The organism is Arthrobacter sp. P1_A5, assembly GCF_056406825.1.
This window is the reverse complement of record NZ_JBFTZL010000168.1, coordinates 1-10,693: the sequence shown is the minus strand read 5'-3', so window position 1 is coordinate 10,693 and position 10,693 is coordinate 1. Positions and strand designations below refer to the sequence as shown.

Below are 10,693 nucleotides of genomic sequence, written 5' to 3'. Positions count from 1 at the left end.
GTCTTTTCCCGCCAAATGAACCCGGCGAGGCACAGGATGCCGAGGACGAGGGGCATCAGAATGAGTGGGCTCCCCCAGCCGTAGTTGCCCTGTTCGATCAGCGCGTAGACCGGCCCCGCCAACCCGAGCACACAGAGCACGGCACCCGCGTAGTCGATCCGCACGCCCTCCTTGCGAACATCCTTGACCCGCAGCACGGCTAGCAAGTACAAGGTCACGGCAATGGGCAGGACGTTGATTCCGAAGATCCAGCGCCAGCCCACCGAATCAACGAGCACTCCACCAAGCAGGGGTCCCGCGATGAAAGCCACGGTTGTACCAGCAGTCCACTGGCCGATTGCCTTCGCCCGGGGCGCTTCGTCGAAGTTTGATGTGATCAGAGCCAGAGAGCTGGGCACCAGCAAGGCGCCCGCCACGCCTTGAAGCGCCCTGGCAAGGACCAGCCAGTCCGCTGTGGGTGCCAGCGCACACATCACTGATGTCGCGCCGAACCCGATCAGGCCTGCCCGGAGAATGACAACCCGGCCCAACAAATCAGAGAGCGAACCGGCGACCAGGATCAGTGACCCCAGGGTGATCAGGTAGGCATCGACAACCCATTGCTGCGTTGTCAGTCCGCCGCCCAGTTCACGGGAAATGGCCGGCAGCGCTACGTTGATGACGCTGCCGTCGAGAAACGACACAAAGGAAGCGAGAATCGCGATCCACAGCACGAGCCTCTGCGTACGCGCCGACGGTAGGGAACCCATCCTTCAAGCTACACCCGCCCCGGCGGTTGCCGGACTCACATATGGAAGGACGTTCAGCCCGTCGCCGGAGTATATTTTTATGTCTGGTCTCTGTCCCGCCGTTGCCCTATCGTTGGGGCACCGATTACATTCGACCGGCGGAGCTCCGCATCGGAGGTACATGATGGGAATCATCTCGTCTGGTTTTCATGGAAAACGGCGCACCGGCAATCCAGCGTTACCACCCGGCCAATACGAGACGCCAAGCTTTCCCGTACTGACGGCGGGCCCTGCACCTTATATCGCCCGGGCTGACTGGGAATTCTTCATTACTACGGAGACTGGGCAGCGCCGCGCCTGGTCCTGGGATGAGCTCTTGGCACTACCGCAGGTCGACATCCGGACCGATATTCATTGCGTGACCAGCTGGTCCAAGCTGGGCACCTCGTGGCGCGGGGTGTCCCTGGACACCTTGTTCGCGGATGTGGAAACAACGTCCGAGTTCACTACGGCTCACTCCTACGGCGGCTATACGACCAATGTCCCGTTGCAGGACCTGCTGGACGGCCAGGCATGGGTGGCGTGGCAATTCGACGGTGAGCCTCTGGAACGGGCCCACGGTGGCCCCGCCCGCCTGCTGATACCCCACTTGTACTTTTGGAAGAGTGCGAAGTGGATCAATGGCATCGAGCTGATGCCGCACGATGTTCCCGGCTTCTGGGAATCGAACGGGTACCACATCTACGGCGACCCCTGGCGCGAGGAGCGCTACTCATGAGGCAGGACAGATGAGCACCCTGTGGCGCGTCGCCGAGGTGATCCGCGGCGTTCCTGAAACGGAATCCTCCAGAACCATCGGCCTGCGCGTGGACGGGCTGAACGGCAACCTTGCCGGCCAGCACATCGATATCCGGCTCACGGCGGACGACGGATACACGGCGGTGCGGTCCTACTCAGTAGCCACAGCCGGCATGGACGAACTCCTGGAGATCACGGTCGACGAACTGGCCAACGGGGAGGTCTCCCCCTATCTGGTCAGAGACCTGATGGTCGGGGACCAGTTGGAGATCCGGGGGCCCGTCGGCGGCTGGTTCGTCTGGCTTCCGACCGACCCCAACCCGGTTCAGCTCATCGCCGGGGGATCCGGCATTGTCCCGCTCATGTCCATGATCCGCGCCCACGAGGCATCCGGGAATCCTTCACAGTTCCGGTTGCTGTACTCGCTGAAATCGCCCGAGGCAGGGTTCTATCGGGAGGAGCTGCTCACCTTGAACCAGGGATCTCCCAAGCTGACGGTCGACTATGTCTATACACGCGAAGTTCCGGAGGGCTGGCCAAGGGCCCCGAAGCGACTCACCGCCGAAACACTGTTGGCAAGCATCCTGCCGGCGGACATGGCACCCGACATTTTCATCTGCGGTCAGACGATGTTTGTCGAAACGGTCACAGTGTGGATGGTGCAGGCGGGCTATCCTGCCGCCTCCATCAAGACCGAACGCTTTGGCGGAACGGGAGGAACACGGTGACTGGCAACAACGGCTCCGCTTCCCCTGGTGCTGAGGACCCGCGCCTCGAGGACCAGGATATCGCCGGGACCGCAGGCAATCCGATACCTCATCTTGACGGGAACGCGGCAGCAGGACCCCTGTGGGAACTGTTCCGCATCGACATCATTGCAGCGATCGGTCGGTGCAAGAATTGTGGCGCGGTCAGGGTCTTCGGGGAAGCAGCGGTCTATGCCGATGCCCCGGGAATGGTTGTGCGCTGCAGTTCCTGCGGGGGCGTCCTGCTGCGTCTCGTAGAGACTCCGACCAAATTCTGGCTCGATGTCAGCGGACTCAGCTACCTGCAGATCGACCGGGAGACCTAACGCGCTGCTCTGCTATCCGCACCCCGCCGTGCTCAAGACCGCAGGGGGCGTGAAGAGGTAGTCTGCGACGATGCTGAACACCCTCAACGCTTCATCATGGGCGCCACTGGATCTGGAACAACGACACTCGGCCGGGGCCGGCGAGGTCGGCATAGAAACCATCATCGTGTCGGTGGGTAACTCCACTTTTCAAGTCCCACTCACGTACAGGGCCCAACCCTTGGCCGGCGCGGAATCCTGGTTGGTCGGAACCATGCAGCACTCGGTTCTCGGCCCGAGGTGGGTTTACGATGCCTGCGCCGATCCAATCTACGTGGCAGCGCTGGCGGCGAGCATCATGCTGGGCCGGCCGCAGGCAGAGCAATACCTCCAAAAAGGGGAAAACCTGGAACTCCTGGCCCAGACGGTCTTCGTGCGAAGCACCGGGCCGAAACTCGATTCAGTCCCTGACGTCTCTTCAGCGGCACCGCGCGCCACCGACGCCGGCACCGCCATCGAGACTGCTGACCTTCACCTGCTTGTTATCCGGCGGCTGGACCTGGATGAGCAACCGGCCGGCCCGCTCGCGCTGACCGGCACATGGGAAGGTCAGAAGGACAACGTCAAACTCGCCGCCATCAGTGATGCCTGACATTTCCGCGGGTTAGGGGCGCCCCACTCCGTCCGTGTCGCGGGGTTGGGTATTGCCTTCCTGCCGTTCAGGCTGGATCCCGTGCTGTTCCCGGAGCTCGCGCCCGCGGCGAATGTCCTCTTCTTCGCGGGCCTGGAGCTTGTCGCTCTGTTTCGTGTCCCGTGGCGGCAATTGGATGGTCTCTTCGGCCTCAATGCCGGCCTGGAGTTGGCGTCCACGCTCCATCTCGGCGTCGAACTCGGCACCGAACAGCAACGACATGTTCAGGATCCAGAGCCACAGCAGCGAGATGATGACGCCGCCGATCGCACCATAGGTCTTCTCGTAGCTATTGAAGTTGGCCACATAGAAAGCGAAGGCCAAGGACGCCAGCAGGAAGATGACCAAGGCGATAGCGGAACCCAGGCTCATCCAGCGGAACTTGGGCTGCTTTACGTTCGGCGTAGCGTAGTAGAGGATGGCGATCACCAGAATCACGAGCAACAGAATCACCGGCCACTTGAGAATGTTCCACGCCGTCAGGACGGCCCCGCCCAGGCCGATCGAGTTGCCGACAGCGTCCGCCACCGGCCCGCTCAGCACTAGCATGGCTGAAAGCACGAGGACGATCAGCACGGCGGCAATGGTGACGGCGAGCATCGTGCCCCGAAGTTTGATGAACGGCCGGCCCTCGTCAATTTCGTAGATCCGGTTCATTGCCCGGCCAAAGGCTCCGACATAACCGGAGGCGGACCAGAGGGCGGTGAGGATGCCGAGTACCAGGGTGAGGCCGGCAGCGGAGGAACTGCTGAGCTGCTCGATTGGCTGGCGGATCGCGTCAACGGTGTCACCGGGCGCGAATCCTTGAACGATCTCCATGAGAGCGGATGTGGTCTTCTTGGCGTCCCCGAAAATGCCCAGCAACGACACGAGGGCCAACAGCGCCGGGAAAATAGAAAGCACCGCGTAATAGGTCAGTGCTGCGGCGAGATCCGGGCACTGGTCCTTAGTGAATTCACGCAGGGTCTTTTTGGCGATGTACTTCCACGAGGGCTTAGTGACGTCGGCCGGGCTGTCCGGTTTACGGGAGTCGTCCGGGGCAGGTGCCGTGCGGGCCTTGGCGGTGCTGCTCTCGTCCGTTTCGGCGTCAGTCATGGATTCATTTTCTGCCTTGGTTGGGTTCTTGGCCATTGGAAATTCCTTCGTGGGGTTAAGGGAAATGGCCGGCCGCCCAGCGCATCAGCGAGGGCAGCCGGCCTTATTCAGACGCGGCCTCAGGCCTGCTGAACGTTGTCCTTGGCTTCGGCAGTCCGATCCTTGACGTCCTCCACAGCGGCGTGCCCGTCTGCCTTGAGGTGATCGGTTGCGTCCGCGGCAGTGGCCTTGACGTTCTCCACAGCTTCCTGGGCGGGCGCCTTGAGCCCTTCGGCTACCTGCTTGGCGGCGTCCGTCAGTTCCGTGGTGAGTGGCTCGGCTGCCGATTTGAGGGCATCAGCGGCTTCACGCTCCTTCTGACTGGCCGGGATCAGGGAGGAAACGAGCAGGCCGGCACCAAAGGCGATCAACCCGGCAGCCAATGGGTTCCCCTGTGTCCTGTTCTTCAGCTGGCCCGGCGCGCCCGCAACTGCGGAGCCCGCGTCGCTCACATGCGAGCCGACGCTTCCGGTGGTGGAGTGGACGTGGTCGGCGGTATGGTCTGCGGCTCCCATGACTTTATCCTTTACTCCGAAGACGGCGTCTTTGACGTTCTCTTTGACTCTATCCGTCTGCCGCTGGACGATATGCGACGGCGTGACTTTGTCAGCGACGGCGTCCACGTTTGTGCCCAGGCGGGCACGGGTTGCTTCAATATCTGCTCGGATGACATCCGGGTTTTCGCTCATCGTGTTTCCTCGCTGAATCTTAGGAGTTGGGTTTTAGGGTGGGCGGGATTTCCTGGAGGGTTTCAGCCGTCCTCGGCATGCCCTTGATCGCGTTCAGTTCCTTGCGGCCCATGGCTGCCAGAACGGCGGCGACAACTGCCCAGATGACGGCGACAACAACGCCGGACCAGCCCAGTCCCATCACGATCCCCAGCGCCCACCAGAGCGCCAAAGACAGGAACAGGAGCACGAAATGGCCAGCGACGCCGGCGCCGGCGAGCATGCCGGTGCCTTTGCCTGCCCGGGTGGCGGACTGCTTGAGTTCGACCTTGGCCAGTTCCACTTCCTGTCGCATCAGGGTGGACATGTCCCGTGTGACCTCACCGAGGAGGTCACCCAGGGACGTCGATTCAGCCTTTGCCTGCGCGGCCGTGGGAGGCATTTCGCTGCTCATCGACGGCCACCATCAAAGGGGTCATCGCGCAGCGGATCAGCCTGCTGCAATGGCTCACCAGCCACGGACTCTGAGGACCGGCGGCCCTGCCMGGCGTCGCGGAGCGGATCGGGGGTTCCCAAATCGGAGTCCAGCGGATTCGGCGGATAGGTGTCAGCGAGGCCCGCCGTCGTGGTTTGCGGAGCGGGCATCTGTACCGGCGGCGGCGGAACCGCTACCCCGGTATCGGGGATCCGGCCAGCAGTGGACGTGCCGGTAGCGGTAGCGCCCGTCGCTTCGGGGGCGCCGGCGCTCAAGCTGCGGCTGAGACGCCCAGCCAGGACACCGGCTCCAGCCGCGAGCAGGAGGAAGGTGCCCGGGCGCTGCCGGGCAAAGGACTTTACCTCGGTCAGAAGCGAACCCGGATCCCGGCCATCSAGCCAGGACGCAACAGCGGAGGACCGCTCGGCAGCTTGGCGGACGAGGTCAGTGGCCACGCCGGGCTGGTCAGAGGCGGCAGCCATGGAATGCAATTCGCCTGCGACGGACCGCAGACCTTCGGCGACCTTCTGCTGCTGGGTTCCTGCCTGCTCGGTGAGATCGGACTTTGCCTGGTGCAGCAGGTCCCGGGCATTGGTCTTGACCTCGGCGGCAACGTTGGCTGCCTCCGCCTTGGCCGTCCCGGCGACGTTCTGGGCAGCGTCTGCCGCGTGCCGCGTTACGTCCGCAGCTTCGTCCTTGGCCGCTTCCTGTTTGGAGTCAGCACGTCCCGTGCCTTGCGGGGGTACAACTCCAAMACCGGCGTACCGGTCCGGGGAAGCTTCGGGTGCTGCCTGGGCCCATGGGTTCTGTGTCATCGTTGCTCTCTTTCAGGAATGGTCCGCTTGGGATCGTGACTAGCGCTACCGGATGAAATTAGTAAGCACGGTTACTAACTAGATACTAAGCACACTTGCTATATGTCGCGCAAGGCCTCGAACGAAAATCGGACGGTCCACCTTCCGCCCGTCGGGTGAATCGCCGCCCGCCCTGTGGGCCGCGCGTGAAAAATAGTAAGCATACTTGCCAAAAGGGAGCCCGGCATGCATAGGGTGGGTATCCAGCGTCGGCGCTTCGTGCCGACGTCGCAGGCAGCGTGACTTTCGTTGCCACCCAATCAGGAAGGTCTTCTTCGTGATAGTCGCCCGTGAGCCCAACGCCCGGGACGGTTACCGGCTTCTAACCTCAGCGGCCCGTTTAGTGCAACGCCTCCACGACGATGCCCTGGCGCCACTGGGGTTGACGCGTGCCGCCGTCATCGCGCTGGAAGCCGTGGCACCCCGCCCGATGTACCAGGAACAGCTCGCCGCAAGAGTTCATGTCCAAAGCCAAACGCTCGGCCGCGTCCTTGCCCGGCTCGAGGACGCGGGGCTGGTCACGAGGACGCGAAACCCTGAGGATCGGCGCCAATTTCAGGTTGAGATTACCGACGCCGGCCGCGCGGCACTGCAAGCGGCCTCCAGGGCTGAGCGTGCGGCCGTTCCCGCCGACTTCGACGGGTGGGAGGCACTGTCTGAGCAACTCGCCCGGTTTGTGGATTTCTTTCAGACTCCACGGCCCGGCACCCCAGGCTCCACGGCCCGGCACCCCAGGCTCGACGTGCCCTCCCCGCCCAAGGACGGCCTCCGGCGCCAATGAACTAGCCTCCCGCGGCTGGTTGCCACTGAGCCTCCCCCGCCCGGCGCCACGGCCAGTCGCCGCTTCCAATGCAGTTCGGACCGGCAAGGGGCGAGCAAGACAGAAGGCCGCTGAGCCGGGTATTGCGCGTTACTATGCATGCTGATTAAATCGCCGGTACGGCCGCATTCCACGACCGGTCTACCGAAAGGAAGTACAAAGATGGGAATTCTCGCTTTTCTCATTCTCGGCCTTATCGCCGGAGCTATCGCCAAGGCGGTCCTTCCCGGCCGTCAAGGAGGCGGCTGGCTGATCACACTCGTTGTTGGCGTCGTGGGCGCAATCCTCGGAGGTTGGATCGGCTCGTTGATCTTCGGCGGAGGGCTCGCTGACTTCTTTGACCTGCGGACCTGGCTCCTCTCCATCCTCGGGGCCGTTATTGTGCTCCTGATCTATGGGGCTCTTGCCGGTCGCAGGACCAGGGCGTAGCAGCCTCGAACCTCCGGATGCAGGGCTGCCGCTGAGGACGCCTTGCGACTTCTGTCAGACGGTTGCGGGCCGGTTCTGGAACACCCCGGGAGGAAACTCCCGGCGTTTCTCGGCCCGCGCCGCCGAGTCCAACCTCATGACGTTTCACCTCATGCCGGGCGACCGCCCGCAACGCCTCGCCGAGAACAAGCTTTGAAAGCCTCCGAGCGCATCTCCGGCGGCCGGTTCCGGCGTCGCCGTCGTAAGTAGTAGTCGCTAAAGCGGCAGGAGTCATTGCTCCGCGCGCATCCGGCACCGTGAGACCAGAGATGCTAAACAGCAAGGAGATAGACATGGACAACCTATTCCGCCGCACGGGCATCGACGTGCCCGAACCAGTCCGGCGCTTCCTGCAAGGCGAGACGGACACCTGGCTCAGGGTCGAAGAATACCGGGACGGAAACACCTTGGTGGTCAGAACCGACATCCCCGGCATCGACCCGGACAAGGACATCGATATCACCGTCACCGAGGGCAGCCTGAATATCGCTGCCCGGCGCACCGAGCCCGCGCACAAGGATCAACCGGGTTACCGAAGCGAAGTGCGGTACGGCGAATATTCGCGAAGCGTCCCGCTGCCCCGCGGCGCGGACCCTGACACCGTCGAGGCCAGCTACATCGACGGTGTCTTGGAAATCCGCGCCCAAGTCCCGGAGCAGTCCGGACCGTCCCCCACGAAAGTCCACGTCTCCCGCGGTGGAAACCAGTCACCGGAAGCACCGGAGAACTTCGTGACCTGAACGGCATTTCCGGCACATGACTCACCCGGCACCCACCGGCGACCGCGCGCGCCTTCTGGCATGGCAAAGGGGGCGGCCGGTCTTGGTGCAMTGGCGCCCAGCCCCGGCACGCCTCCGCAGCCCCCGCCCCGGAAATTTGAGACGAGCGGAAACCACCTCATGACTATCAAGATCAACGACGCGGCGCTGCGTCATGCTCGGCAGCTCATCAAGGACTCGAGGTTTGCCCGGGATACCCGTGACGATTGGAGCGAGCACGCGCCCGACGCCGAGGCAGAAAACGCATTCATCGACAAGCACGGGTACAAGGAGTACGGCACGTGGCATCTGGGCGAAGACGCCGAGAAGACGCACGACACGAAGGGGCGCTACAGCTTTCCCTTCGGTGATTTCCGCCGGCTGCATCGCTGCGCGATTCTCGCCATCCAGAGCCGGGCCGCCCAGAATAACTACGATGACATCGCCGCCGCAGCGAAGTCCCTGCTCGACGAACTGGACCAAGACTAGACCTGGTCCAGTTCACCATTCTCTCTCCGCCATCGCCTCGCGCAAGGACCCCACCTGTACGGCCTGGAATGCCCGCCACGGGTGTCCTCACCGGCCCGTCTCTTGGGCGCCGGGCTTCCCAGCGTGCCCTCCGGCGGAGCCCAGCCGCCGGGAGCCCACCTATTCATAAGGGGGCTTCCTAATCTAGCCGGGCTCGTGATATAACACGGAAAACGGCGCGGGAGAACTCCCTGCGCGACGGGACCGGTCCCAGCTCCTAATCGAATGGCGGCGCATTCCATTGGACATTTCCCACCGGCTCCAAGCCGGACTGGCGGTGGCGACAACGTTCATCCCCAGTCTCCGCTCTCTTTCGGCTTCAGGCCGCCGCTCGCGAAGGTCTCGCGCAGGACCCTGACCGTGCCAGAACTGCGGGTCGGCCGCGGAAGTTCTCAGCTGAGCACACTGCCGGCTGATCATCGCCCCTCCCGGAGTTCGCAGTGCCGCGGACGCTTCCCAAGCACCGGACAGCACCAAAGGGTCCTGTCCGGTACCGGTCGGGCGGTCCATCAGGGGCTCCTGACCGGAGCCACTATTTCAACCGAAGAGATCCAAGGAGAGGTCATGCTCACCACCGAACAAATTGACCGTCTGCTCAGCCAAGGCGCAAATGTCCTGTCGGGAGACGGAGAAAAGATCGGCTCCATCGGCCAGGTCTTCGTAGACAACGAAGCCGGCCAGCCCAGCTGGGTAACCGTTCGTACGGGCCTGTTCGGGATGTCGGAATCATTTGTTCCCCTCGAGGGTGCTCGGCTGGAGGGCAATGACATCGTCGTCCCGTACAACAAAAATCAGGTCAAGGACGCGCCAAGGATCGACGCCGATCGGCCTCTGGAGCCTGCCGAGGAAGACCGGCTCTACCAGCATTACCGGATGGACAGCGGACGCACCTACACGGACGCGGATACAGCTGACGCAGCATCCGCCACACGACAGGACGCCTCCGGAACCGAGCGCGCCGAGACCCGCGACGCCACGGGCACAGCCGGATACGGCACAGCGACACCCACCACCGACGCCGCGACGCCACCCACGACACGACAGGACGCCTCCGGAACCGACCGCGCCCAAACCCGCGACGCCACTGATACCGACCGCGCCGAGACCCGCGACGCCACTGATACCGACCGCGCCGAGACCCGCGACGCCACGGGCACAGCCGGATACGGCACAGCGACACCCACCACCGACGCCGCAACGCCACCCACGACACGACAGGACACCACCGGAACCCACCGCGCCCAAACCCGCGACGCCACTGATACCGACCGCGCCGAGACCCCCGACGCCACGGGCACAGCCGGATACGGCACAGCGACACCCACCACCGACGCCGCAACGCCACCCACGACACGGCAGGACACCACCGGAATCGACCGCGCCGGAACCCGCGACGCCACGGGCCGGGGGCGCCTGCGCAAATACGTCACGACGGAAACCGTCACCAGGACGGTGCCAGTGCAACGCGAAGAGGTTCGAATCGAGCGGGAACCGATTGCCGAGGAAGACCGCGGCGAGGTCTCGAACCGACCGGCCAGCGACGACGAGGTAATCCTTCACGAAGAGCGCGTCATAGTGACCAAGGAGACCGTCCCGGTTGAACGGGTCCGCATCGTTACTGAAACGGTCGCAGATGAAGTCACCATCCGTGAGAAGGTCCACAAGGAACACTTTGACGGCGAAAGCGGCGAGGACAGCGAGGGCTCCGAGGGCTCCGAGG

At 63.7% G+C, this 10,693-nt stretch carries 14 protein-coding genes; 9 read left to right on the top strand and 5 right to left on the bottom strand.

Annotated elements, in window-relative coordinates:
* A partial coding sequence (locus AC1D1S_RS17200) for an MFS transporter (RefSeq protein WP_476995017.1) occupies positions 1-749 on the bottom strand: 749 nt, incomplete at its 3' end.
* Positions 750-912: 163 nt separating this feature from the next.
* Between AC1D1S_RS17200 and AC1D1S_RS17195 the strand changes: the two genes are divergently transcribed.
* The 4 genes from AC1D1S_RS17195 to AC1D1S_RS17180 all read left to right on the top strand — a co-directional run bounded on the left by AC1D1S_RS17195 (position 913) and on the right by AC1D1S_RS17180 (position 3,229).
* The gene (locus AC1D1S_RS17195) at positions 913-1,506 is read left to right on the top strand and encodes a sulfite oxidase-like oxidoreductase (RefSeq protein ID WP_243177987.1); all 594 of its coding nucleotides are present in this window, start codon (positions 913-915) and stop codon (positions 1,504-1,506) included.
* A gap of 10 nt (positions 1,507-1,516) precedes the next feature.
* Positions 1,517-2,254, top strand: a complete 738-nt coding sequence (locus AC1D1S_RS17190; protein WP_476995016.1) for an FAD-binding oxidoreductase — start codon at positions 1,517-1,519, stop codon at positions 2,252-2,254.
* Positions 2,251-2,598, top strand: coding sequence for a DUF6510 family protein (locus tag AC1D1S_RS17185; protein WP_243177459.1), 348 nt, complete (start codon positions 2,251-2,253; stop codon positions 2,596-2,598). The genes AC1D1S_RS17190 and AC1D1S_RS17185 overlap by 4 nt, the downstream gene beginning before the upstream one ends.
* 70 nt (positions 2,599-2,668) lie before the next feature.
* Positions 2,669-3,229 (top strand): maltokinase N-terminal cap-like domain-containing protein, encoded by a 561-nt coding sequence (locus tag AC1D1S_RS17180; RefSeq protein ID WP_476995015.1) that lies wholly within the window; start codon positions 2,669-2,671, stop codon positions 3,227-3,229.
* A 12-nt stretch (positions 3,230-3,241) separates the two neighbouring features.
* Here the strand turns inward: AC1D1S_RS17180 and AC1D1S_RS17175 are convergent, their stop codons facing one another.
* From AC1D1S_RS17175 to AC1D1S_RS17160, 4 genes are all read right to left on the bottom strand, one after another.
* Positions 3,242-4,363 carry a YihY/virulence factor BrkB family protein gene (locus tag AC1D1S_RS17175; protein ID WP_439954082.1) on the bottom strand — a complete coding sequence of 374 codons (1,122 nt, stop codon included), beginning with the start codon at positions 4,361-4,363 and terminating at the stop codon, positions 3,242-3,244.
* 119 nt (positions 4,364-4,482) lie between these two features.
* Positions 4,483-5,091 carry a DUF3618 domain-containing protein gene (locus AC1D1S_RS17170; protein ID WP_243177452.1) on the bottom strand — a complete coding sequence of 203 codons (609 nt, stop codon included), beginning with the start codon at positions 5,089-5,091 and terminating at the stop codon, positions 4,483-4,485.
* 19 nt (positions 5,092-5,110) lie between these two features.
* Positions 5,111-5,524: a phage holin family protein gene (locus AC1D1S_RS17165; RefSeq protein ID WP_028276270.1), complete on the bottom strand. Its 414-nt coding sequence runs from the start codon at positions 5,522-5,524 to the stop codon at positions 5,111-5,113.
* Positions 5,521-6,360 carry a hypothetical protein gene (locus AC1D1S_RS17160; RefSeq protein ID WP_476995014.1) on the bottom strand — a complete coding sequence of 280 codons (840 nt, stop codon included), beginning with the start codon at positions 6,358-6,360 and terminating at the stop codon, positions 5,521-5,523. The genes AC1D1S_RS17165 and AC1D1S_RS17160 overlap by 4 nt, the downstream gene beginning before the upstream one ends.
* Positions 6,361-6,742: 382 nt before the next feature.
* On the opposite strand from AC1D1S_RS17160, the gene AC1D1S_RS17155 reads away from it, so the two are divergent.
* From AC1D1S_RS17155 to AC1D1S_RS17135, 5 genes are all read left to right on the top strand, one after another.
* Complete coding sequence (locus AC1D1S_RS17155; protein WP_243177450.1) at positions 6,743-7,180, top strand: MarR family winged helix-turn-helix transcriptional regulator; 438 nt, start codon at positions 6,743-6,745, stop codon at positions 7,178-7,180.
* 201 nt (positions 7,181-7,381) lie between these two features.
* The gene (locus tag AC1D1S_RS17150; RefSeq protein ID WP_028276267.1) at positions 7,382-7,648 is read left to right on the top strand and encodes a GlsB/YeaQ/YmgE family stress response membrane protein; all 267 of its coding nucleotides are present in this window, start codon (positions 7,382-7,384) and stop codon (positions 7,646-7,648) included.
* Positions 7,649-7,980: 332 nt separating this feature from the next.
* A complete protein-coding gene (locus AC1D1S_RS17145) occupies positions 7,981-8,427 on the top strand; it encodes an Hsp20/alpha crystallin family protein (protein WP_476995013.1) in 447 nt (148 codons plus the stop codon).
* Between the two features lie 159 nt (positions 8,428-8,586).
* Positions 8,587-8,934 carry a hypothetical protein gene (locus AC1D1S_RS17140; protein ID WP_476945197.1) on the top strand — a complete coding sequence of 116 codons (348 nt, stop codon included), beginning with the start codon at positions 8,587-8,589 and terminating at the stop codon, positions 8,932-8,934.
* A 603-nt stretch (positions 8,935-9,537) separates the two neighbouring features.
* On the top strand, positions 9,538-10,693 hold a 1,156-nt coding region (locus AC1D1S_RS17135; protein ID WP_476995012.1), incomplete at its 3' end, for a PRC and DUF2382 domain-containing protein.